Annotated in this window: 14 protein-coding genes and 2 pseudogenes; 12 read left to right on the top strand and 4 right to left on the bottom strand. The window is 72.8% G+C overall.

The window, feature by feature from the left end; genetic code table 11:
- Positions 1 to 115: 115 nt before the first annotated feature.
- Positions 116 to 1,336, bottom strand: a complete 1,221-nt coding sequence (locus tag OG580_RS02695; protein ID WP_267042021.1) for a molybdopterin molybdotransferase MoeA — start codon at positions 1,334 to 1,336, stop codon at positions 116 to 118.
- 73 nt (positions 1,337 to 1,409) lie between these two features.
- Between OG580_RS02695 and OG580_RS02700 the strand changes: the two genes are divergently transcribed.
- From OG580_RS02700 to OG580_RS02715, 4 genes are all read left to right on the top strand, one after another.
- Positions 1,410 to 1,586 carry a hypothetical protein gene (locus OG580_RS02700; protein ID WP_267042022.1) on the top strand — a complete coding sequence of 59 codons (177 nt, stop codon included), beginning with the start codon at positions 1,410 to 1,412 and terminating at the stop codon, positions 1,584 to 1,586.
- A 344-nt stretch (positions 1,587 to 1,930) separates the two neighbouring features.
- The gene (locus OG580_RS02705; RefSeq protein ID WP_267042023.1) at positions 1,931 to 4,261 is read left to right on the top strand and encodes an FdhF/YdeP family oxidoreductase; all 2,331 of its coding nucleotides are present in this window, start codon (positions 1,931 to 1,933) and stop codon (positions 4,259 to 4,261) included.
- A gap of 70 nt (positions 4,262 to 4,331) precedes the next feature.
- Positions 4,332 to 5,267: a LysR family transcriptional regulator gene (locus OG580_RS02710; RefSeq protein WP_267042024.1), complete on the top strand. Its 936-nt coding sequence runs from the start codon at positions 4,332 to 4,334 to the stop codon at positions 5,265 to 5,267.
- A gap of 102 nt (positions 5,268 to 5,369) precedes the next feature.
- Positions 5,370 to 5,807 carry a nitroreductase family deazaflavin-dependent oxidoreductase gene (locus OG580_RS02715; RefSeq protein ID WP_267042025.1) on the top strand — a complete coding sequence of 146 codons (438 nt, stop codon included), beginning with the start codon at positions 5,370 to 5,372 and terminating at the stop codon, positions 5,805 to 5,807.
- A 77-nt stretch (positions 5,808 to 5,884) separates the two neighbouring features.
- On the opposite strand, the gene OG580_RS02720 is transcribed toward OG580_RS02715, so the two are convergent.
- On the bottom strand, positions 5,885 to 6,310 hold the full coding sequence (locus tag OG580_RS02720; protein ID WP_267042026.1) for a MarR family winged helix-turn-helix transcriptional regulator: 426 nt from the start codon (positions 6,308 to 6,310) through the stop codon (positions 5,885 to 5,887).
- 114 nt (positions 6,311 to 6,424) lie between these two features.
- Between OG580_RS02720 and OG580_RS02725 the strand changes: the two genes are divergently transcribed.
- From OG580_RS02725 to OG580_RS02760, 8 genes are all read left to right on the top strand, one after another.
- Complete coding sequence (locus tag OG580_RS02725) at positions 6,425 to 7,189, top strand: crotonase/enoyl-CoA hydratase family protein (RefSeq protein ID WP_267042027.1); 765 nt, start codon at positions 6,425 to 6,427, stop codon at positions 7,187 to 7,189.
- The gene (locus OG580_RS02730; protein ID WP_267042028.1) at positions 7,186 to 9,189 is read left to right on the top strand and encodes an acetoacetate--CoA ligase; all 2,004 of its coding nucleotides are present in this window, start codon (positions 7,186 to 7,188) and stop codon (positions 9,187 to 9,189) included. The genes OG580_RS02725 and OG580_RS02730 overlap by 4 nt, the downstream gene beginning before the upstream one ends.
- A complete protein-coding gene (locus OG580_RS02735) occupies positions 9,186 to 10,070 on the top strand; it encodes a 3-hydroxyacyl-CoA dehydrogenase NAD-binding domain-containing protein (protein WP_267042029.1) in 885 nt (294 codons plus the stop codon). Before OG580_RS02730 ends, OG580_RS02735 begins: the two co-directional genes overlap by 4 nt.
- A 20-nt stretch (positions 10,071 to 10,090) precedes the next feature.
- The gene (locus OG580_RS02740) at positions 10,091 to 10,951 is read left to right on the top strand and encodes an amidohydrolase family protein (RefSeq protein ID WP_267047866.1); all 861 of its coding nucleotides are present in this window, start codon (positions 10,091 to 10,093) and stop codon (positions 10,949 to 10,951) included.
- 190 nt (positions 10,952 to 11,141) lie between these two features.
- On the top strand, positions 11,142 to 12,101 hold the full coding sequence (locus OG580_RS02745; protein WP_267042030.1) for an adenosine kinase: 960 nt from the start codon (positions 11,142 to 11,144) through the stop codon (positions 12,099 to 12,101).
- The gene (locus tag OG580_RS02750; RefSeq protein ID WP_267042031.1) at positions 12,098 to 13,630 is read left to right on the top strand and encodes a GMC family oxidoreductase; all 1,533 of its coding nucleotides are present in this window, start codon (positions 12,098 to 12,100) and stop codon (positions 13,628 to 13,630) included. The genes OG580_RS02745 and OG580_RS02750 overlap by 4 nt, the downstream gene beginning before the upstream one ends.
- Entirely contained in the window at positions 13,627 to 14,571 is a 945-nt protein-coding gene (locus OG580_RS02755) for an aldo/keto reductase family oxidoreductase (protein ID WP_267042032.1), read from the top strand. The genes OG580_RS02750 and OG580_RS02755 overlap by 4 nt, the downstream gene beginning before the upstream one ends.
- Before the next feature lie 88 nt (positions 14,572 to 14,659).
- Positions 14,660 to 16,696 carry a radical SAM protein gene (locus OG580_RS02760; RefSeq protein WP_267042033.1) on the top strand — a complete coding sequence of 679 codons (2,037 nt, stop codon included), beginning with the start codon at positions 14,660 to 14,662 and terminating at the stop codon, positions 16,694 to 16,696.
- Between the two features lie 91 nt (positions 16,697 to 16,787).
- Here the strand turns inward: OG580_RS02760 and OG580_RS02765 are convergent.
- Together OG580_RS02765 and OG580_RS02770 are read right to left on the bottom strand one after the other, a co-directional pair.
- Positions 16,788 to 19,841, bottom strand: a pseudogene (locus tag OG580_RS02765) (alpha-amylase family glycosyl hydrolase); the annotation flags it as partial.
- 221 nt (positions 19,842 to 20,062) lie between these two features.
- A pseudogene (locus tag OG580_RS02770) lies at positions 20,063 to 23,107 on the bottom strand (alpha-amylase family glycosyl hydrolase); the annotation flags it as partial.
- Between the last annotated feature and the right edge of the window lie 26 nt (positions 23,108 to 23,133).

Below are 23,133 nucleotides of genomic sequence, written 5' to 3' on the forward strand. Positions count from 1 at the left end.
CAGGCCGTTCAGCACGCGCCGACCCGCTCCTCCGCGCCGACTGCGGCCGCGGGGTGGTCGGGGTCGACGAGGTGGGACGTCATCGGGGTCTCCGCCACGGTGTGTCTGCTGACGCTCACGGCCCCGGTACCTCCAGGACCTCGGCGTCGGCCCCGGCCGGCACACCGCCGGGCGGGACGACCGCGAGACCGTCCGCGACCGCGAGACCGCGCAGCATCGCCGGTCCGTCGAACGGGAGCGGCGCGACCCCGTGCGCCACGCGCCGCACCGGGAGGAGCCGGGTGTCGTGCGGGTGCCCGGGCAGGGCCGCGACGGCGGTCGTCCGGTACGGCTCCGGGTCCGCGTGGCCGCCCAGGCGGCGCAGCAGGGGTACGGCGAGGGTGACCGTGCCGGCGACGGCGGCCAGCGGGTTGCCGGGCAGACCGACCAGGAGGCGGGGGCGGCCGTCGGGGGACGGCGGCAGTTCGGCGAGGAGCATGGGGTGTCCGGGCCGTACGGCGACGGAGTCGACCAGGAGCCGGGCGCCCGACTCGCGGAGAGCGGCGTGCAGATGGTCCACGGGCCCGGCGGCCGTACTGCCGGTGGTGAGGACGACGTCGGCGGTGGAGTCGCGCAGGGCGTCCCGCAGCCGTGCGAGGTCGTCCGCCACGAGACGGCGGCCGGTCACCTCCGCGCCGTGGCGGGCCAGCCACGGCGGAAGGAGCGGGCCGAGCGCGTCGCGGACGCGACCCTCGCGGGGCGCGCCGGATGTCAGCAACTCGTCGCCGAGGACGAGGAGTTCCACCCGGGGGCGACGGTGCACGGCCAGCCGGTCGTAACCGGTCGCGGCCGCCAGGCCGACGACGCCCGGGGTCACGTCCGTCCCGGTGGGAAGGAGAACCTCACCCGCACGGCACTCCTGCCCCCGCGCGCGGACGTCCCGGCCGGGGTGCCCCGCGGCGGAGCCGGGGTCCCCGCTCACGCCGCCGCCTCCCGGGTCTCCTGAGCGCTCGCGCAGCATGGCACCGCCCGCTTCGAACTCCCCGTGCTCCCTGCGCAGTACGGCGCTCGCTCCCGCCGGCAGGCGGGCGCCGGTGGCGATCGCGACGGCGGCGCCGTGGCGCAGGAGTTCGGGCTGCTCGCCGGCGAGCACGCGACCGTCCAGCAGCCGCCACGGCCCGGGTCCGGCGACGGCCCAGCCGTCCATGGCGGAGGTGTCGAACGGCGGCAGGTCGGTGAGGGCCGTCAGCGGTCCGGAGAGGGCGTGGCCGAGGGCCGCGTCGAGCTCGCGGGTGACGACGGGCAGCGGCTGTCCGGCACTGTCACGGGCACGGGCACGGGCCTCTTCCCATGTCACGGCGTGCCCCGCCGGCCCACCTTGGGGTCGCTTCCCTGTCGCGGGGCTCGGTACGTCGGGCACCGAAGCGGCCGTGCGTGCGTCCTCGGGTGTGGACGCGGGCGCGGTGGTCGACGCGGGCGAGGCGGTCGACGCGGGCGAGGGCGACGCGGGCGAGGGCCTCGCCGGTACCCGCGCGGTGGTCGAGCCGCGCAGCCTTTCGAGGGCGAGTTCCCGGTCCAGTTCGGCCTCGGCCTCGGCGATCCATTGACGCATCCGATACATCCGGCTCCCCATCTCCTCGGGTCCTGTCCTCGTGCGTCAGCCGCCGATGTCCCGGTGCCGGAACTCACCGCCATTCCCGACCGTCGACGAAACCGGAACAATCACCGCCGATCACCTTCGGCGCATTTCCTCAGGAAGTCAAAGAGGGATTCTCGATGACGTCATCGGCGGCGCCTATCCGACCACATACCCGCTGTACAAAGCCGTGCGACACATCGATAGGCAGGGCCTGTCACCTCATCGGAAACACCTCTTTGACATTCCCCGGGAAATCCCACGAGGCTTCCTCCGCAGCGCGAGCCGGAAATTCGGAAAGAGGCGGAGCGGAACATGAGTGACATCGAGGACCCGAGCGACGATCTGAAGGTCACCGCGCCCAAGACCTGGGCTACGGGTCTGCCCGCCGTGACGCACGCCCTGGAGTACTCCCTCGGCCAGACGTCCCCGCGCCGCACCGCACTGACCCTGCTGAACATCAACCAGCCGAAGGGCATCGACTGTCCGGGCTGTGCATGGCCGGAGCCCGCGCCGGGCGAGCGGCACCGGAACGAGTACTGCGAGAACGGCGCCAAGCACATCAACGACGAGGCCACCTCGCGGCGCGTCACCCGGGAGTTCTTCCGCGAGCACTCGATCGCCGAGCTGGACCGGAAGTCCGACTACTGGCTCAACCAGCAAGGCCGGCTGACCGAACCGATGGTGAAGCGCCCCGGCGCGACGCACTACGAGCCGATCGGCTGGGACGAGGCGCTCGGGCTGCTCGCCGCGGAGCTCAGGGCGCTGGCCTCCCCCGACGAGGCCCTCTTCTACGTCTCCGGCCGGCTCAACAACGAAGCCGCGTTCCTCCTCCAGCTCCTCGCCCGCGCGTACGGCACCAACAACCTGCCGGACTGCTCCAACATGTGCCACGAGTCGAGCGGTTCCGCGATGTCGGAGACGCTCGGCATCGGCAAGGGCAGCGTCTCGCTGGACGACATCCACCACGCCGACCTGGTCTTCGTCGTGGGCCAGAACCCGGGCACCAACCACCCGCGCATGCTCTCCGCCCTCGAGGAGACCAAGCGCAACGGCGGGCAGGTCGTGGCCGTGAACACACTGCCCGAGGCCGGACTCCTGCGCTTCAAGCACCCGCAGAAGGCCCGGGGGATCATCGGCCGGGGCACGCCGATCGCCGACCAGTTCCTGCACATCCGCGCCGGCGGCGACCTCGCGCTCTTCCAGGCGCTCAACCTCCTGCTCCTGGAGGCGGAGGACGCCGCGCCGGGCACCGCACTCGACCACGACTTCATACAGGCCCACACCACCGGCTTCGACGAGTTCGCCGAGCACGCGCGGAAGACGTCCTGGGAGGACGTCCTACGGGCGACCGGGCTGCCCCGCGGGGAGATCGAGGAGGTGCACGAGCGGGTCCTGCGGAGCGAGCGGATCATCGTGTGCTGGGCGATGGGGCTCACCCAGCACAAGCACGGGGTCCCCACCATCCGTGAGGTCGTCAACTTCCTTCTGGCGCGCGGCAACATCGGCAGGCCGGGCGCCGGCGTGTGCCCCGTGCGCGGCCACAGCAACGTCCAGGGTGACCGCACCATGGGCGTGTGGGAGCGGATGCCGCAGGAGTTCCTCGACGCCCTGGGCCGCGAGTTCGGCTTCACCCCGCCCACCCGGCACGGGCTCGACGCGGTGAACGGCATCCGTGCCATGCACGAGGGCCGGGCCCGGCTCTTCCTCGGCGTCGCCGGGAACTTCGTCCGGGCCACGCCCGACAGCGCGGTGACCGAGGAGGCGATGCGGAAGTGCCGGCTCACGGCGCACGTGTCCACCAAGCTCAACCGCTCCCACACCGTCTGCGGCGACACGGCCCTCATCCTGCCCACCCTGGGCCGCAGCGACCGGGACGTGCAGGCGGGCGGCGAGCAGTTCGTGACCGTCGAGGACTCCATGAGCGACGTCCACGCCTCCCGGGGGAAGCTGCCGCCCGCCTCTCCCCACCTCCTCAGCGAGGTCGCGATCGTCAGCCGGCTGGCCCGGCTGACGCTGGGCGACGAACCGTCCATGCCCTGGGAGGAGTTCGAGGCCGACTACGGCACCATCCGCGATCGGATATCCCGTGTCGTGCCGGGGTTCGAGGACTTCAACGCCCGGGTGGCCGTACCCGGCGGCTTCACGCTGCCCAACCCGGTGAACGCACGGGTCTTCCCCACCCCGAGCGGCAAGGCGGTCTTCACCCGCAACGCGTTCACGATGCCGCACGTCCCGGAGGGGCACCTGCTGTTGCAGACCCTGCGCTCGCACGACCAGTGGAACACCGTCTGGTACGCGCCGAACGACCGCTACCGGGGCATCCACGACGCGCGCCGCGTCGTCATGGTCAATCCGGCCGATCTGGCCGCCCTCGGCCTCGCCGACCGTGACACGGTGGATCTGGTGAGCGTCTGGCACGACGGGAGGGAGCGCCGCGCGGAGGGCTTCCGGGTCGTCGCGTACCCCGCGAGCCGCGGTTCGGCCGCGGCCTACTACCCCGAGACGAACGTCCTGGTGCCGCTGGACAGCGTCGCCGACATCAGCAACTGCCCCACGTCCAAAGGCGTGCTGATCCGCCTTGAGCCCGCCGGGCCGCGCTCCGGGGAGGGGAACCGGCCGGGCGCCTTGGCCTCGTACCCGTGACCTGACCGGGGTTCCGCCGGGCCGGTGACGCCGATTGGCGTTCCGGCGGGCGGTCGGGTACACCCGTGAGGTGCTGTTCCGTCAACTCGAATACCTGGTGGCCCTCTCCAGGGAGCGTCACTTCGCGCGCGCCGCCCAGGCCTGCCACGTCTCCCAGCCCGCGCTCTCCGAGGCCGTACGGAAGCTGGAGGAGGAGCTGGACGTCCCGCTGGTCCTGCGCGGCCGTACGTACGAGGGCCTCACGCCCGAGGGCGAGCGGATCGTGGTGTGGGCGCGGCGGATCCTCGCCGACCGCGACGCCCTCACGAGCGAGGTCGGCGCCCTGCGCGGCGGGCTCGGCGGCAGGATCCGGATCGGCGCGGTGCCGACCGCGTCCGGGGCGGTCGCCCAGCTGACCGCCCCGTTCTGCCTGGCGCATCCGCTGGTCACGGTGGAGGTGAGAGCGGACCTCCAGTCGGAGGACGTGCTCCGGCAGTTGCGGTCCTTCGAGATCGACGCCGGGATCACCTACCTCCACAAGGGGCTCTCCGAGGGCTTCCGGTCGATCCCGCTGTACGAGGAGCGGTACGTGCTGCTGACCGACGCCGCCGACAGCCTCGTCCACCGGACGACGGCGACCTGGGCGGAGGCCTCGCGGCTGCCGATATGTCTGCTGACCGAGGCCATGCAGGGGCGTCAGGTGCTCGACGAGGTGTTCACGGAGGTCGGGGTGCGGCCTTCGCCACGGGTCGAGACCGATTCGGTGGCGGCCCTTTTCGCCCACGTCCGCACGGGCCGGTGGGCGAGCATCGTGCCGCACACCTGGCTGCACGTCTTCGGTGTGCCGCACGGGATGCGGGCGGTGCCGCTGGTCGAGCCCGCGCGCACGGTGCCGGTCGGCCTGGTGACCGTCGCCCGGGAGCCCGGCTCGGTCATGGCCCGGGCGCTCATCGAGGTCGCCCGCCACACGGACGTCGCCGCGGCGCTCGAACACCTGCCGGGAGATCCCGCGCCGCGACCGCTGTAGGAGGGGCGCAAACGGCGGGGCGTCGGATAGCGTCGCGGGGCGAGCGGAGCCGGTGTCCTGACGCCGGCCGCCGCCGCAGACGGCACAGACGAAAGGACAGTCATGCCCCTCGAAGGTGAGTACGAGCCCAGCCCGTCGACGTGGGTGCGCAACCAGGTCGAGCTGTACGAGTCGTCCGGCGGCACGAAGGGCACCACGATGCGGGGCCTGCCCGTGGTCCTGGTGACGAACCTCGGCGCGCGCAGCGGCAAGCTCCGCAAGACGCCGCTGATGCGCGTGGAGCACGAGGGCGCGTACGCGCTCGTGGCGTCGAACGGCGGGGCGGTGAAGCACCCCGTCTGGTACCACAACCTGGTCGCCACTCCCCTGGTCGAACTGCGCGACGGAACGCGGACCTGGGACATGAAGGCCCGGCTGGTCATGGGCGAGGAGCGGCAGGCGTGGTGGGAGCGGGCCGTCGAGGCCTTCGCCGACTACGCGGACTACCAGCGGAAGACGGACCGCGAGATCCCGGTCTTCGTGGTCGAGCCCATCAGCTAGGGCCGGTCCGACCATCATCCGCCGGACAGGGGCCTGGCGTCAGGGGGCCCCACCTTCCGTCCAGGGCCTGTCCGGCGTCAGCCCAGCGCCGCGCGGGAGCGGTTGAGGAAGTCGCGGAAGGCGGTGCGTTCACGGGCCGTGAAGCCCGTGAGCATCTCGTCCTCCAGTTCCTTGACGGCCTGGGCGTGGAGGGCGAGGAGGGCGCGGCCCTCGCCGGTGAGGCTGATCACGTGGCGGCGGCGGCTGGCCGGATCCGGGGACCTGGCGATGAGGCCGCGCCGCTCCAGCGCGCCGACCAGGTCGGACATCGACTGGGGCGTGACGAAGGAGTTGCGGGCGAGCTCGGCCGAGGACATGCCGTCGCGGCGTTCGAGCACGGTCAGCGCCGTGTACTGGAGGGCGGTGACGCCGGACGGCTTGAGCAGCTCGTCGAGGCGGGCCCTGGTCGCCAGTTCCACCTGCTTCACCGAGTACAGCAGAGACGGCGGCGCGATGTCCGTCATGTCCCCTCCCCCTCTCCATCATCAGGAATCCTGTCGAAAATTCTAGCGCAACCCCTTGCCCGGCGACGGGGCATCCTCCGATACTCAGGATTCCTGATGATTGAGGAGTCCTTCTTGAGCACGCTTTCGATCGACCGCCGCGACGGAGTGGCGGTCCTGACGCTCTGCCGGGCGGCCAAGCGCAACGCCCTCGACGACGCCACCGTGCTGCGCATCGAGGAGTTCTTCCGGAAGCCGGGGCCCGACGTCCGGGCCGTCGTCCTGGACGCCGAGGGCGACCACTTCTCGGCCGGACTCGACCTCGGCGAGCTGACCGAGCGGTCCACCGAGGAGGCCCTGGAGCACTCGCTCATGTGGCACCGCGTCTTCGACACGATCGAGGGCGGCCGGGTTCCCGTCGTCGCCGCGCTGAAGGGCGCGGTCATCGGCGGCGGCCTGGAGCTGGCGGCCTCCGCGCATATCCGCGTGGCCGAGCCGTCGGCGTTCTACGCGCTGCCGGAGGGGCAGCGCGGGCTCTTCGTCGGTGGCGGCGGCTCGGTCCGGATCCCCCGGCTGATCGGCGCGCACCGGATGGCCGACATGATGCTCACCGGCCGCGTCCTCGACGCCGCCGAGGGCCAGGCCGTCGGCCTCTCGCACTACCTGACCGACGAGGGCGGGGCGCGGGCCAAGGCCCTGGAACTCGCGGAGCGGATCTCGGCCAACGCACCGCTGACCAACTTCGCCGTACTCCAGGCACTCCCCCGGATCGCCGAGGCCTCGCCCGCCGGCGGCTTCCTGATGGAGTCCCTCATGGCGGCCGTCGCCGCCGGCAGCGACGACGCCCAGGCGAGGATGCGGGCGTTCCTGGACGGCCGCGCCGGAAAGGTCACCCGATGAGCGAGATCCTCAGCGCCCCGGGGCCCGAGGTCCGCGACGCGTCGGAGATCGGGCGCTACCTCCGCTGGCTGGAGTCGGAGCGGCAGCTGTCCTTCCCGGACTACGAGAGCCTGTGGCAGTGGTCCGTCACGGACCTGTCGGGCTTCTGGTCCTCGATCTGGGAGTTCTTCGACGTCCGCCCGCACACGCCGCCCACCGCCGCCCTGGGCCGCAGGTCGATGCCGGACACCGAGTGGTTCCCCGGCTCGACCCTCAACTACGCCGAGCACGCCCTCCGGCGCGAGGGGTCCGCCGACGACGACGCCGTCGCGGTCATCGCCCACTCCCAGACGCGGGCACCGGTCGAGCTGACCTTCGGCGAGCTTCGCGATCAGGTCGCGCGGGCCCGCGCGGGGCTTCTCCGTCTCGGGGTCGGCAAGGGCGACCGGGTCGTCGCCTATCTGCCGAACGTCCCCGAGACACTGGTGGCCTTCCTCGCCACCGCGAGCATCGGGGCGGTCTGGGCGGCGTGCGCGCCGGAGTTCGGCGCGCGCAGCGTGGTCGACCGGTTCGCCCAGCTCGAACCGAAGGTGCTGCTCACGGTGGCCGGCTACCGGTACGGGGAGCGGGACGTCGACCGTCGCGCCGAGGTGGCGGAGATCGCCTCCAAGCTGCCCACCGTGGAGCGGGTCGTCCACGTCCCGTACGGCCCGAACGTCCTGCCCGACGCGCTGGGCTGGGAGGAACTGCTCGCCGAGCCGGCCGAACCGGCCTTCGAGCCCGTGCCGTTCGACCACCCGCTGTTCGTGCTGTTCTCCTCCGGCACCACCGGCATCCCCAAGGCGATCGTCCACCGGCACGGCGGCATCCTCCTGGAACACCTCAAGAACAACGCGCTGAGCTGGGACCTGAAGCCGGGCGACCGGATGCTCTGGTTCAGCACGACCGCCTGGATGCTGTGGAACACCCTCGTCTCGGCACTCCTCGTCCGCGCGTCGATCGTCATGATCGACGGCAACCCGGTCCACCCGGACCTGCGGGCGCAGTGGCGGATCGCCGAGGAGACGGGGGCGACGCTCATGGGCGTGAGCCCCGGCTATCTGATGGCCTGCCGCAAGGCGGGTATCCGGCCGGCCGAGGAGTTCGACCTGTCACGGCTGCGGCAGCTCGGCGCTGCGGGCAGCCCGCTCGCCGCCGACGGGTTCCGCTGGGTGGCCGAGCAGTTCGGCGACCGGGTGCTCCTGAACGTCGGTTGCGGAGGCACCGACGTGTGCACCGGCATCCTGCAGGGCGGCCCGCTGCAGACGGTACGCGCGGGGGAGATCTCCGGCCCGTGCCTCGGCGTCGCCGCGTACGCCTTCGACAGCGCGGGCGAGCGGGTCGTCGGCGAGCTGGGCGAGCTGGTGATCACCGAGCCGATGCCGTCGATGCCGGTCGGCTTCTGGGGCGACACCGACGGCTCCCGCTACCGGGCCGCCTACTTCGAGGAGTTCCCGGGCGTGTGGCGGCACGGCGACTGGGTGCGGTTCGCGCCCGAGGGCCACTGCGTGGTCGCCGGGCGTTCCGACGCGACCCTCAACCGGGGCGGGGTCCGGCTCGGCACCGCGGAGTTCTACGCCGTCGTCGAGGACCTGCCCGAGGTCGAGGACAGCCTGGTCGTCCACATCGAGGACCCCGAGGGCGGCAACGGCGAGCTGCTGCTCTTCGTCTCCGGCTCGGTCGAGCTCGACGACGCCCTCCGTACGAGGATCGCCCGGGTGCTGCGGTCCGCGCTGTCTCCGCGGCACGTCCCGGACGTCATCGAGCGGGTGCCGGCCATCCCGCGCAACCGCACCGGCAAGAAGCTGGAGGTCCCGGTCAAGCGGATCCTGCTCGGCGCGGCGCCCGAGGCGGTGGCGAGCACCGACGTCCTCGCCGACCCCCGCTCGCTGGACGCCTTCGTCGCGTACGCCGCCACGCGCGGCGCCGCCGCGGACAGCGGTGACACGCGCGACGCCACGAGGCACGGGAGCGGGTCATGAGGATCGCCGTCGTCGGGACCGGCGTCATCGGCGCCTCCTGGACCACGCTCTTCCTGTCGTACGGACACGAGGTCGTCGCGACCGACCCCGCGCCCGGCGCGGAGGCCCGGCTCCGGGCCGCCGTCACCGCCGACCAGGCCCGGCTGACGTTCACCACGGACCTCGCGGAGGCCGTCGGCGACGCCGGCTTCGTCCAGGAGAACGGCCCCGAGCGGCCCGAGCTGAAGGACGAGGTCTTCGCCGTCCTCGACGCCGCCGCCCCGCCGGGGACGGTCCTGGCGAGCAGCTCCTCCGGGCTGCTCCCGTCCCGGATCCAGCAGGCCTGCGCGGCCCATCCCGAACGGGTCCTCGTGGGGCATCCGTTCAACCCGCCCCACCTCATCCCGCTGGTCGAGGTCGTGCCGGGCGAGCGGACCGGCGAGGCCGCCGTCGAGAAGGCCATGGCGTTCTACCGCGGTCTCGGCCGGCAGCCGATCCGGCTGCGCCAGGAGCTGCCCGGGCACGTCGCGAACCGGCTGCAGGCGGCGCTGTGGCGCGAGGCGTACTCGCTCGTCGACCGGGGCGCGGCGAGCGTCGCCGACATCGACACGGCCATCGCCCACGGCCCCGGTCTGCGCTGGGCGCTGCTCGGGCCGTTCCTCAACCAGCACCTCTCGGGCGGGGCCGGCGGCATCGCGCACGTCCTGGAGCACCTGGGCCCGCCCATGGAGGAGTGGTGGGCCGACCTCGGCACGCCGAGCCTCACGCCCGAGCTGACGCGGAAGATCACCCAGGGCGTCGCCGACGAGCTGGGCGGGACCGCCGAGGCCGATGTCGTCGCCGCGCGCGACGCCCTCCTGACCCTCCTGCTCGACGCGAAGAACCGGACCGACCACCTGTGAGCATCCCGATGAGCACCCCGATGAACCCCGCCGATCTGACCGCGATCGACTTCCATGTCCATGTGGAGCAGGACGCCCACGGCCACCTCGCGCTCGACGCGGAGCTGATGGACGCCTCCGCCGCCTACTTCAAGTCCGGCCAGGACCGCACGCCGACCGTCGAACGACTCGCGGCCTACTACCGCGAGCGCAGGATGGCCGCCGTGATCTTCACGGTGGACGCCACGACGGGCCTGGGCCACCCGGCCCTGTCCAGCGAGGAGATCGCCCGCGCGGCGGCCGACCACCCCGATGTCCTCATCCCGTTCGGCTCCGTCGACCCGCACCGGCCCGACGCCGTCGACCGGGCCCGCTCACTCGTGCTCGACCACGGCGTCCGCGGCTTCAAGTTCCACCCGAGCCTCCAGGCGTTCGCGCCGAACGCGCCCGAGCACTACCCGCTCTACGCGGCGCTCCAGGAGCTGGGCGTCCCCGCGCTGTTCCACACCGGCCAGACCGGGATCGGCGCGGGCCTGCCCGGCGGGCGGGGCATCAAGCTGCGCTACTCGGACCCGATGCTCCTGGACGACGTGGCCGCCGACTTCCCCGGTCTGACGATCATCCTCGCGCACCCGTCGGTGCCGTGGCAGGACGAGGCGATCTCCATCGCCACGCACAAGGCCAACGTCCACATCGACCTGTCGGGCTGGGCGCCGAAGCACTTCCCGCCGCAACTCGTGCGGGCGGCCGGCTCCTTCCTCCGGCACAAGGTGCTGTTCGGCTCGGACTTCCCCGTGGTGACGCCCGACCGCTGGCTGGCCGACTTCGAGGCCCTCGACATCAAGCCCGAGGTCCGCCCTCTGATCCTCAAGGAGAACGCCGTCCGCCTCCTCGGCCTCTGACGGCGACGGCCGTCCACCCACACGAAGCGCGCGGAGCACAGGGGGCTCCGCGCGCTTCTCCGTTCCCCCCGCCCGCAACGACTTGCTGAAACATTCTGCAAGATCTTGCCCTGCCCGTCACCGGCTGCTTAACTCACGTCCGATCAGCGGAAGTTGTCCGACCACCGCGATCCCGGCGAGAGGAACAGCGATGACCAGCGAGTACGACGTCCTCGTCCTAGGAGGGTCGGGCGTCGACACGATCGTGTACGTCCCCGAGCTCCCCCTGCCGTACGCCGACAGCTACATGATCCGGCCGGGCATCGAGACCCGGGCAGGGCAGACCGGTGACTTCGTCGCGCTGGGACTCAGCTCCCTGGGCCTGCGGACGCACCACCTCGACATGATCGGCGACGACCCCTCCGGCGACCTCCTCCGCGCCTTCCACCGCGACCGGGGCATCGGGTTCACCGAAGTGCCCCTGCCCGGCGGCACGAAGCGGGCCGTCAACCTCGTCGGCCCCGACGGCCGCCGCCTCTCGCTCTACGACGACAGCCGCTCCCGGGAGTCCGACCGGCTGCCCGAGGAGCTCGTCGGCTCCCTGGCCGCGGCGAGCCGGCACGCACACGTCTCCATCACCTACCCGTGCGCCTTCACCCTGCCCCAGCTGCGCGCGGCGGGCCTCACCATCTCCACGGACCTGCACAACTGGGACGGCGAGAACCCGTACCACGAGCCCTTCGCCTACGGCGCGGACATCGTCTTCGTCTCCACCACGGCCCTGGTGGACAAGGAGAAGACCATGCGCCGGATCCTGGAGCGGGGCCGGGCCGAGGTCGTGGTCGCGACCGCCGGGGCCGAGGGCGCGTACCTGCTCACCGCCGACGGGCTCGTGCACGTCCCGACCGTCACGCCGCGCGCACCGGTGGTCGACTCCAACGGCGCGGGCGACGCCTTCGCCTCCGGTTTCCTCTACGGCCGGCTGACCGGCGAGGACCTGGACCGCTGCGCCCTGTACGGGGCGGTGGCCGGCGCCTACGCCTGCACCGTACCGGCGACCGGGAGCGACGCCATCGACCGTGCCGGGCTCCTCCGGGAGGTGGCCGAGCTGACGGCGCCCGGCGGCGCGGCGGGCAGCGGTGCCGACGGCCCGGTGGAGGAGGCCCGATGACGTCCGCCCCCCACAGGGTCCCACCCGCCGTCCCGTCCGGCGGCTCGTACGACGTCGTCGTCCTCGGCGGCGGCGTGGCCGGCTGTGTGCTGGCCTCGCGCCTCAGCGAGGACGCCGGGCGCTCCGTGTGCCTCGTCGAGGCGGGTCCCGACTACGGCCCTCTTCCCGACGACTGGCCCCGCAAGGTGCTCGACGCCCGCGCGCTCGCCCGCGACGACGTCTGGGAGCGGCACGCGCCCGTCCACCGCATCCGGGGCCGTGTCCTCGGCGGCTCGTCCTGCGTCAACGGCTGCTGGAACACCTGGGGTTCGACGGCCGACCACGACGAGTGGTCCCGCGCGGGCGGCCCCCGCTGGACCGCCGCCGCCATGGAGCCGTACCGCGAGCGAGCCGTCCGCCGGATGGGGCTGCGCGAGGTGCCCGACAACGAGCTGTCGGCCTGGAGCGGTGCGGCGCTCGAAGCGGCCCGCGAACTCGGTTACGCCGAGGTCGACATGGCGCTCCCCGGCGCCCCCGGCTACGGCACACCGCTGCTCAACGCGGTGGACGGCCGCCGCTGGAACGCCGCCTTCGCCTACCTCGACGCCGAGACCCGGGCCCGTCCGAACCTCACGGTCCTGGACCACGCCGTCGCCGACCGGCTGGTCCTCCACGACGGCCGGGTGGACGGCGTGGTCGTCCACGGCGACGGCGGCCCGCGCACCCTGGACGCGGGTCTGTACGTGGTGGCCTGCGGCACCTTCGGCTCGCCCGCGCTCCTGATGCGCAGCGGCATCGGCCCCGCCGACCACCTGCGGGAGTCCGGGGTCTCCCCCGTGCTGGACCTCCCCGGCGTGGGCGCCAACCTCAGCGACCAGCCCGGCGTCTTCCTGCCCCTGGTCCCCACGCCGGAGCTCGACGCGGCCCTCGCGGCCCAGGACGAGCGGGGCGAGCTGTACGTCAGCCGGATGCTCGTCCGGGTGGCGAGCGAGCGGTGTCCCGAGGGCGCCTGGGACGTGCACGTGCTGCCCTCCGCGGGCGATCCGCTCTTCGGTTCGCTGCCGCCGGGGAGGTACGAGGCCGGGATCTCCGCCTTCCTCCTGAAGCCCGTCTCCCGTGGCGGTGTGCGGCTGCGGTCGGCCGACCACACCGTCCCGCCGGACATCGACCCGGGATTCCTGTCGGATCCCGGCGGGCACGACCTGGCCGTGCTCCGGTCCGGCCTCGCGACCGCCCGCAGGATGGCCGAGGCCAAGGCCTTCCACGGGCTGGCCGCGCTTCCCCCGGGCACGCCCGCGCACGAGCTGCCCGAGGCGGAGCTCCGGGCCCGGCTCGGCACCTACTGGCATCCCGTCGGGACGTGCGCGATGGGCCCCGAGGGCGATCCGGCGGCGGTGGTGGACGGCGGGGGCCGCGTCCACGGCGTGGCGAACCTGCGGGTGGCCGACGCCTCCGTCCTGCCGACCGTCCCGGCGGCCAACACACAGCTCCCGGTCCTCGCCCTCGCCGAGCTCCTGGCGGACGCGATCGCGACGGAGGCCGTCGCATGAGCGCGCGAACGAACACCGCCGACGGCACGCCGCTCTACGGCTGCATGGGGCTCGGCGGCGGCTGGGACACCACCCCGTACGGCCCCGCCGACATCGCCCACGCGGAGGCGGCGGTCGAAGCGGCCCTCGACACGGGCATCACCGCCTTCGACCACGCCGACATCTACCGGTACGGCAAGTCCGAGGCCGTCTTCGGCGAGGTGCTGTCCCGGGCCGCCGGGCTGCGCGAGCGGATCACCCTCCAGACCAAGTGCGGCATCCGCCTCCCGGAGGACGGCCGCCCCGGCCTGTACGACCTGCGGGGACCGACCATCGCCCGCCGCGTCGAGGAGAGCCTCGCCCGGCTGCGTACCGACGTCCTCGACGTCCTGCTGCTGCACCGCCCCGATCCGCTCGCCGACCCCGCGGAGATCGCCGCGACGCTCACCTCCCTGCACCGCCAGGGCCTGGTGCGCCGCTTCGGCGTGTCCAACATGAGCGCGCCGCAGATCGCGCGCCTCCAGGCCCATCTGGAACTCCCCCTGACGGTGAACCAGCTGGAGATGAGCCTGCACCGCCGCGACTGGGTCGAGGAGGGCGTGCTCGTGAACACGTCGGCCGGGGCCGGCGTCGGCTACCCCGCCGGCACGACCGAGTACTGCCTGGCCCACGGCATCCGTCTCCAGGCCTGGGGGGCGCTCGCCGGCGGACGGTTCGCCGACTCCGAGGCGACGCCGGCCGGCCGGCTCGTCGCCGAGCTCGCCGCGCGCAAGGGCACCAGCCCGGAGACCGTCGTGCTGTGGTGGCTCCAGAGGCACCCCGCCGGCATCGCCCCGGTCATCGGGACCACCCGCCCCGCGCGCATCCGGGCCTGCCGCGACGCCGTGGCACGGACGCCCGAGCTCAGCCACGAGGAGTGGTACGAGCTGTGGACCGCCGCGCGAGGAGCCCCGCTGCCGTGACCTCGCTCCCCCGCAGCACCCGCAACATGCGCACCGCCCGCACCGCCCGCACCACCCGCACCCCCGCTCCTCAGGACGGAGACACCCCGTGACCCCCACCGCCACGACCGTGGCGACCGTGGCGGGCTCCTTCGAGTCCGCCCGGTTCTACATCACCTTCCGCTGCAACTCGCTCTGCGGCTACTGCAACGTCTGGCAGGACGACAAGTTCAAGGGGTACGAGGAACTCACCCTCGAACGCGGCCGGCAGATCCTCGACGAACTCCACGCGCTGGGCGTGCGATACGTCGACTTCACCGGCGGCGAGCCCGTCCTGCACCCGCACATCGACGGCATCGTCCAGTACGCGAAGTCCCTGGGCATGACCGTCGAGATCACCAGCAACGGGATCCGCTTCGCCAAGCACATCGACGCGATCGTCCCGCACGTCGACACCATGAACGTCTCCCTGGACACCCTCCGCCCCGAGCGGTACCGGGCGATCCGCGGCGTGCCCACGCTCGACCGGGCGCTGGACGTCATCCGGGGCGTCGTCGCCTCCGGCGCGGGCAACCTCAAGCTCATCTGCGTGGTGACCCGCGAGAACGTGGACGAGGTGGCGGACCTGCTGGCCTTCGCCCAGGAGAGCCGGGTGACGGTCTACTTCTCCACCATGTTCGCGTACTTCGACGAGCAGGACACCGTGCGCGACGTCCGCCGCACGGCACGGAAGCTCAAGGTGATCGAGCAGAACGGCAAGCCGGTGGGGGGCGCGCCCGCCTGCGGAGCCGCCCCCGCGGAGACCGAGACGCCGGGAACGTCCGACGGGCCGTCCATACCCGACCTCCTCCTCGGCCTGCTCTACGAGCCCTTCTCCCTGATCAACCTGCACTTCCGCAAGTACGTGGAGGCCCAGGACCCGACCGCTCCGACACACTGCTACGCCAACAAGCGCATCCTCACCGTCGGGCCGGACGGCCGGCTCGTCCTCCCCTGCTACCACGCCTTCGACAACTCGGTGCCGTGGGACCGGAACCTCGCGGAGGTGGTCCAGGACGAGGAGTTCCTGCGCGTCCGCGACGAGGAGGTCGGCTTCCGGCCGGAGTGCCGGGGCTGCACCGTCTTCCCGTACATCGGACTGTCCTTCAGCTACCGCTTCGACAAGGTCTTCCTCTACCAGGCCCTGTCCGAGGAGATCGCCAAGTTCAAGGGGCGGTTCGTCGATCCGCTCCACCCCCGGATCACGGTGCCCGCCGAGGCGCTGCTGCGGGAGTTCGCGGCGCTGGAGCGGTTCGTCGACGACAAGCTGCCGGTGCCGCGCGCTCCGCTGTCCGAGGACCACCTGTACCGCTTCGACGTCACCGCGTCCGGCGTCCGCACGGACCTCGTCGCCGGTGAGCTCGGCGTCGAGGAGCTCCTCGCCGACCACGTACGGGAGCAGTGCTGGAACGTGCAGCGCTCGCCGCACACCTGGCTGCGGCTGGTCTACCGCGAGCTCGTCCCGCTGCTGCGCGAGCTCACGGACCAGGGACTGGTGGAGCGGAGCGCGTACGAGCAGGTGGTGGCGGAGCTCTACGGCGTGCAGCTCGCGTGGTGGCACGGCTACCTCGGCCGGTACTTCCGCGGCGGCGACGCCCTGGACACCGGAGCGGCGCTCGGCGTCGTCGCCGGGTTCCTCTCCCGGACGGGCGCGCTGCTGCCCGCGGGTCCGGCCGCCGACCGCATCCGTCAGATCCTGCTGCACGCGGGCTGTGTGCTCGGGCTCCCGGCGGCGACGCTCGCGCCCCTCGCGGTCCGCGAGCCCTTCCCGGAGTCGGCCCTCCTGGCGAAGCACGTCCTGCTCGTCGCACCGGACGAGGAGCTGGCGGCGTACGCGGAACTGCTCCCGGCGGCGGCCGCGGCGCTCCTCCGCCTCGAAGGCCCCGACGGGGCCGGCGACGACGAGCTCGACCGGCTCCTCGCCGGGGCGGGGGCCCTCGACGAGGCCTCGGTCGTCGGTCTGATCACCGCCGTGCGCGCGCTGACGGCGGACCGGCCGCGTGACGAGGGACCCCGCGACGACCTGGCCGCGCGCCTGCTCGCGCGGGAGCTGCGGGCGCCGCACCTCGTCCGCCGCCGCGGCGAGGAGCTGCGCGTCGGCCGCTGACTCCCCCGTACAGCACTGTGCCCCTCGAACCGTTTCCCGGGTTCGAGGGGCACTGTGCCGTACGGGTGGGTCAGCGCGCGTCCGCCGCGCTCACGCCCGTCGCCGCCAGGAGCGCGCCGGCGGTGTTCCGCTGCGTGGCGACGAGCTGGCCGAGCCGGGCCTCCGGCACGCGGTCACGGTCCCGGGGGTCCACGGCGAACATCTGGCGTCCCGCCAGCTCGGGGTGGGCGGCCAGTTGCTCCTCGGTCGGCGCGACCGGGAGGAGTCGCAGCCACCGGCCCTCGTCCGACAGGGCGCCGTCCTCGATCGTGATGCTCCCGGTGGGGGCGTACACGAGCTGCTGGCTGGTGGAGTCGGTCGGCTTGACGTCCCAGACGACCGTGGTGGCGTCGAGCCAGGTCGCCTCGGAGCGGGAGAGGTCCAGGTCCGGGGTGGTCCTGGTGCCGGGCAGCAGGTAGCCGGTGGCGCCGCCGATCAGCCACACCTCCTTGCCGTACGCCCCGAACTCCAGCGACCGGTCGCTGGGAAGGTCCTTCTCGTCGCCCCGGTGGACGATGTAGCTGAGCGAGGTCGCCCCCTCCGAGAGGGGTACCTCGTACACCGCGCCGAACGCGTCCGTGCGGACGGGCGTGAGCGGCTTCGCCCAGTCGGTCGGGGCGGCGGCGCCGGTCCAGGTGTGCAGCCCCCAGCCCGTGTAGTCGCCGTCGGGCCGGTAGTAGTGGATGACGGCCTTCCGCTCGTCCTGCGGCGGGTAGACCCCGGCCGGGACCGACTCGGACTGACCGGCACCGCCCTGCTCGATCCACACCTCGCCGGTGCGGGCGAGTTCCACGGTGCGCTGCGGCCCGTCCGCCACTCCGGCCTTCTCGACGGTGTACGGCACGCCGGTCGCCGTCCGGTCCACCGCCACCCACGCGAACGCGCCGAAGGCGTCCCGGCCGGTGAACTCCGCCGTCGTCGCACCGGACGTGATCCGCCAGCCCGTGTAGTCGCCGTCGGGGCGCCGGTAGTGCACGACCGCGTAGTCCCGCTCGACGGCGCTGGGCCGGCCGGGGACGGCGGGGCGCCCGGCGGTGGTCGAGGCGAGGTCGCTCGCGGTCCGCCCCCGGGCGTCCACGACCACGGCCTTGTACCGCAGCGGCGTGCCCTCCGTCAGGCCGGCGGGCAGGTGCTGGGTGACCTTGTACGGGGCGTGGTCGGCCGAACCGAGCACCTTCCAGGGGCCGTTGCCGACCTGTGCGGCGAAGACCACACGGCTCAGCTCGCCGGCGCCCGCGACGGCGTCCACGTTCGCCGAGATCTCCACGTCGCCGGTGGCCCCGGCCGCCGGGGCGACCGCGGTGACGGCGGGGGCCGTCCGGGGGTGCTCCTGCGGTCGGCGGGACTCCAGGACGACGGCCGCGCGCGCCGGGACGGTGACGGTGACCTGTCCGGTGCGGTCGCTGCGTACCGACGCCGTGTTCCCGTAGAGGGGGGCGAACGTCGTCCGGGCGGTGCCGGTGCGCAGGGTGACGGTCCTCGGCGCGTCGGCGTTGTTGACGGCGACCAGGTACTCGGTGCCCTTCCGCCGCTCGATGCGGGAGAAGGCGTACACGCCGGTTCCCTGGTCCGCGTACCGCTCGATCTGGACGCCGTCGCGGAGCGCGGGGTGCTCCTTCGTCAGGCGCGACAGCCGGGCGATGGATCGGTACAGCGGGTGCGTGGTGTCGTAGGCGTCGGTGGCGTGGGTGCGGTCGGTGCCGAGCTGGTCGTCGTCGAGGTAGTCGGCGACCTTGGAGGCGAACAGCGTCTGGCGGGCGTCCTTGTCGCCGCCGGCGCCGGTGAAGCCCTGCTCGTCGCCCGCGTAGACCACGACGTTGCCCCGGGACAGGAACATCACCTCGTTGGCGAGGCGTGCCCGGTCGAGGAGTTCGGCGCCGTCGGCCGACGGGTTGTCCTTGACGAGGAAGCCGCCCATGCGGCCCATGTCGTGGTTGCCGAGGAAGGTGACCTGTTCGTAGGCGTTGGCCTTGTCGGTGGTGTAGCGGTAGTCCTGGGCGAAGACGTTCCCGAGGGCGGACGCGGGGCCGTTCAGCGAGGCGAAGCCGCGGACGGCCTGCTGGATCGGGAAGTCGAGGGTGGCGTCGAGCCGGCCGCGGGTGACGTAGGGGGCGGTGACGGAGGGGTCGGAGGAGAGGACCTCGCCGAAGATGAGGAAGTCCTCGCGGCCCCGCTTCGCGGCGTAGGCGTCGAGGGCCGTCGCCCACTGCGTCCAGAACTCCATGTCGACGTTCTTGACGGTGTCGACGCGGAAGCCGTCGATGGCGAAGTCCTCGACCCAGCGCCGGTAGATCTCGGCGAGTCCCTCGACGACCTCGGGGCGCTCGGTCCAGAGGTCGTCGAGGCCGGTGTGGTCGCCGTACAGTCCGCTCTCGCCGACGAAGGTCGAGTCGCCGCGGTTGTGGTACATCGTGGGGTCGTTGAGCCAGGCGGGCTTCTTGACGTCCTTCTCCGCCGGGGGGACCAGGGGGGTGTAGGCGAGTCCGTCGGCGTCGACCTCGGCCGTCCGGGTCGCGTCGTCGAAGGGGCGGCCCGTGCTGTCGAGGTAGGGGTAGGCGCCCTTGCCCCGGTAGACGTAGCGGTTCTCGGCGCTCCGGATGACGTCGGCGGTGTGGTTGGTGATGACGTCGAAGAAGACCTTCATGCCCTTGGCGTGGGCGGCGGCGATGAGCTTCTTCAGGTCGTCGTTGGTGCCGAAGTGCGGGTCGACCTGGGTGAAGTCGGTGATCCAGTAGCCGTGGTAGCCGGCCGAGGCGTCCTTGCCGACGCCCTGCACGGGCTTGTTCTTGAAGATCGGCGCCATCCAGATGGCGGTGGTGCCGAGGCCCTTGATGTAGTCGAGCTTCTGCGTCAGGCCCTTGAGGTCGCCGCCCTGGTAGAAGCCCTTGTCCGTGGGGTCGAAGCCGGTCTGCGTACGGCTGCCGGTGAGGCCGCCGCGGTCGTTGGAGGTGTCGCCGTTGGCGAAACGGTCCGGCAGGACGAAGTAGAACTGCTCGCGGGTCAGGTCGTGCCGGGCGGGCTGGGCCGCGAGCGCCTGGTCCGACGGGGGCGGCGGTGTCCGGTGGGTGGCCGAGGCGGGGAGCTGCGCGGTCACCGTGGTCGCCATGAGCGCGACGGTGACGGCGACGGCGAGCCGGGCTCCGTGACGTCCGCGGGGGCGCACAGGCCGTGCGGGGGCGTGTGCTTCGTTCACTGCTGGGGTCCCTTCCCGAGGGGGTGGTGTGTCGGTACGAGGTGGACTAGAGGGTGTCCAGGGGGTGCCTTGTCGATCAGGCCGGATCAGGGAGCGGGGTCTGGTCGGAAAGACGCCCCCTACGGCCACAGGGCGACGCCGGTCGCCCCGAGCAGGGCGCCGTCGGCGGCGCGCTGGGTGGCGATGACCCGGCCCCGCCGTGCCTCGGCGGCACGGTCGAGGTCGCGGGGGTCGACGGTGAAGGCGGACCGGCCTTCGAGCTCGGGGTGGAGCGCGAGCTGCGCGGGGGTGAGGCGGGTCGGCAGGAGGCGGAGCCACCGTCCCTCGTCGGAGAGGGAGCCTTCGATGAGGGTGATGTCGCCGGGCGTGTACACGAGTTGCTGGCTGGCGACTCCGGTGCCCGCTCCCCGCCACACGACCGTCGTCTCGTCGATCCAGGCGGCGTCGGTGCGGCCGAGGTCGCGGGGGAAGGCGCCGCCGAGGGACGGCGACAGATACGCCGGGTCGCCGGCCAGTCGCCAGACCTCCCGCCCGTGGAGGCGGAAGTCGAGTGCCTCGTCGCCGGGGACGTCCTTCTCCTCCTTCTTGTGGAGGATGTAGCTGAGGGACCCCGCGCCCTCTCTCAGGGGGACTTCGAAGACCAGGCCGAAGGCGTCGGTGCGGACCGGCCTGATGGGGTCGTTCCACTCGGGCGGGTGGGCCGCTCCGGTCCAGGCGTGCAGGCCCCAGCCCTCGTAGTCGCCGTCGGGGCGGTGGTAGTGCAGGACGGCCTTCGTGGGGTCCTCCGGGGCGTAGGCGGCGTCGGGCCGGGTCGCGTCGACGAGGGTGGAGCCCTGTCGGGTCCAGACCTCGCCCGTGGCGGCGGTGTCGAGGACGCGCTCGGGGCCGTCGGTCGTCCCCGCCTTCTCCACGGTGAAGCGGAGCTGTGTGCCGCCGCCCTCCGGAACCGGCAGCCAGGCGAAGGCGCCGTAGGCGTCCCGGCCGGCGAACTCCGCGGTCACCTCGCCGGAGCGCAGAACCAGGCCCTCGTAGTCGCCGTCGGGCCGCTGGTGGTGCACGACGGCGTGGCGCCGGTCGGCGGTCGGCTTCGCGGGGCGCGGGACCTCACCGGTCGTGGTGTCGCCGAGGGCGCTCGCGGTGCGGCCGGCGCCGTCGACGACGACCGCCTTGTAGTGGACGTCCGTGCCGGCGGGGAGGGTCGCGGGAAGCTGGTGGGTGACCTTGTACGGGGCGTGGTCGGCCGAACCGAGCACCTCCCAGGGGCCGTTGCCGGTCCGCGCGGCGAACACCACGCGGTTCAGGGGGTCTCCGCCCGTGGCGGCCGTGATCTCGACGGTGCCGCGTGCTCCGGCGGGCGGGACGGTGAGCGTGACGGTCGGTGCGGCGGCGGGGACGGGCAGGGCCTCGCGGGCCTTCAGGACGACGGCCGACAGGGGCGGCACGGTGACGTTCACGGTGCCCGTCGGTCCGCTCGTGAGCGCGCGCCCGGTGCCGTACAGCGGCAGGAACTGCCGGCCGGGGGCGCCGGTCGGCACCTCCGCCGTGGCGGGCTCGCGGGCGTTGTTGACGGCGACCAGGTACTCGGTGCGGTCCTCGGCGTCGATGCGCGAGAAGGCGTACACCCCTTGGCCCGGGGCGACGTGGCGCTCGATCTGCACGCCGTCGCGGAGCGCCGGGTGCCGTCGGGTGATCCGCGAGAGCCCGGCGATGGCCCGGTAGAGGGGATGTTCCGTGTCGTACGCGTCGGTGGCGTGGGTGCGGTCGGTGCCGAGCTGGTCGTCGTCGAGGTAGTCGGCGACCTCGGTGGCGAAGAGGGGCTGCCGCGCGTCGGCGTCGGCTCCCGCGCCGGTGAAGCCCTGCTCGTCCCCGGCGTACACCACCGGGTTCCCCCGGCCGAGGAGCAGCAGTTCGTGGGCGAGCCGGTCGCGTCGGAGCAGTTCGGTGTCGGTCGCCTCGGGGTTGTCCTGCCGGAGGAAGGTGCCGATCCGGCCCATGTCGTGGCTGCCGAGGAAGGTGACCTGCTCGTAGGCGTTGGCCTTGTCGGTGGTGTAGCGGTGGTCCTGGGCGAGGACGTGCGCGAGGTCGCCCGCGGGGCCGCCGCGGGACACGTAGTTCCGTACCGCCGCCTGGAGGGGGAAGTCGAGGGTGGAGTCGAGCCGTCCCCGGGTCACGTAGGGCGCGGTGATCGACGCGTCCGCCGAGAACGCCTCGGCGAACAGGAAGAAGTCCTCGCGGCCCCGCTTCGCGGCGTGCGCGTCGAGGGCGGTGGCCCACTCCGTCCAGAACTCCATGTTCACGTTCTTGGCCGTGTCGACGCGGAAGCCGTCGATGGCGAAGTCGTCGACCCATGTCTCGTAGATCCGCTTCATGCCCTCGACGACCTCGGGGCGCTCGGTCCACAGGTCGTCGTGGCCGAAGAAGTCCCCGTACAGGCCGCTCTCCCCGACGAAGGTCGAGTCGCCCCGGTTGTGGTACATCGTCGGGTCGTTGAGCCAGGCGGGGACCTTGCTGCCGGCCTTCACGACGGGGGTGTACGGGAAGGAGTCGGCGTCGACCGGGGGCATCACGGCCGTGTCGTCGAAGGGGCGGCCCGTGCTGTCCAGATAGGGGTGGGAGCCCTTGGGACGGTAGCCGTACTCCTTCTCCGCGTAGTCGACGGTGTCGGCGGTGTGGTTGGTGATGACGTCGAAGAAGACCTTCATGCCCTTGGCGTGGGCGGTGTCGACGAGCGTCCGCAGGTCCTCGTTGGTGCCGAAGTGCGGGTCGACCCGGGTGAAGTCGGTGATCCAGTAACCGTGGTAGCCGGCGCTGGGGTCCTTGCCGGATTCACGGGCCTGCACGGGAAGGTTCTTGAAGACCGGGGCCATCCAGATCGCGGTGGTCCCGAGGCCCTTGATGTAGTCGAGTCGCCGGGTCAGGCCCTTGAGGTCGCCGCCGTGGAAGAACCGTTTGTCGGTGGGGTCGAAGCCGGTCTCCAGGCGGTCGCCGGTGAGGCCGCCGCGGTCGTTGGCGGTGTCGCCGTTGGCGAAACGGTCCGGCAGGAGGAGGTAGAACTGCTCTCGCGTGAGGTCGTGGCGGGCGGGCTCGGCCGCGAGCGCCCGGTCGGACGGGGGCGCGGGTGGCGCGGGCAGGGGTGTGGTGGAGGCCGTCGACGGTGTGCCGATGAAGGCCGTCGACAGCAGGGCGACCGCGAGGGAGAGGGCGG

It is taken from the genome of Streptomyces sp. NBC_00094 (genome assembly GCF_026343125.1).
In the GTDB taxonomy this organism is placed as follows: domain Bacteria; phylum Actinomycetota; class Actinomycetes; order Streptomycetales; family Streptomycetaceae; genus Streptomyces.

What these genes read in the sequence shown, in the direction of transcription:
- OG580_RS02705 (WP_267042023.1), top strand. Translation starts at nt 1,931, where the DNA reads ATGAGTGACATCGAGGACCCGAGCGACGATCTGAAGGTCACCGCGCCC.
- OG580_RS02715 (WP_267042025.1), top strand. Translation starts at nt 5,370, where the DNA reads ATGCCCCTCGAAGGTGAGTACGAGCCCAGCCCGTCGACGTGGGTGCGC.
- OG580_RS02720 (WP_267042026.1), bottom strand. Translation starts at nt 6,310, where the DNA reads ATGACGGACATCGCGCCGCCGTCTCTGCTGTACTCGGTGAAGCAGGTG.
- OG580_RS02730 (WP_267042028.1), top strand. Translation starts at nt 7,186, where the DNA reads ATGAGCGAGATCCTCAGCGCCCCGGGGCCCGAGGTCCGCGACGCGTCG.
- OG580_RS02735 (WP_267042029.1), top strand. Translation starts at nt 9,186, where the DNA reads ATGAGGATCGCCGTCGTCGGGACCGGCGTCATCGGCGCCTCCTGGACC.
- OG580_RS02740 (WP_267047866.1), top strand. Translation starts at nt 10,091, where the DNA reads ATGAACCCCGCCGATCTGACCGCGATCGACTTCCATGTCCATGTGGAG.
- OG580_RS02745 (WP_267042030.1), top strand. Translation starts at nt 11,142, where the DNA reads ATGACCAGCGAGTACGACGTCCTCGTCCTAGGAGGGTCGGGCGTCGAC.
- OG580_RS02750 (WP_267042031.1), top strand. Translation starts at nt 12,098, where the DNA reads ATGACGTCCGCCCCCCACAGGGTCCCACCCGCCGTCCCGTCCGGCGGC.
- OG580_RS02755 (WP_267042032.1), top strand. Translation starts at nt 13,627, where the DNA reads ATGAGCGCGCGAACGAACACCGCCGACGGCACGCCGCTCTACGGCTGC.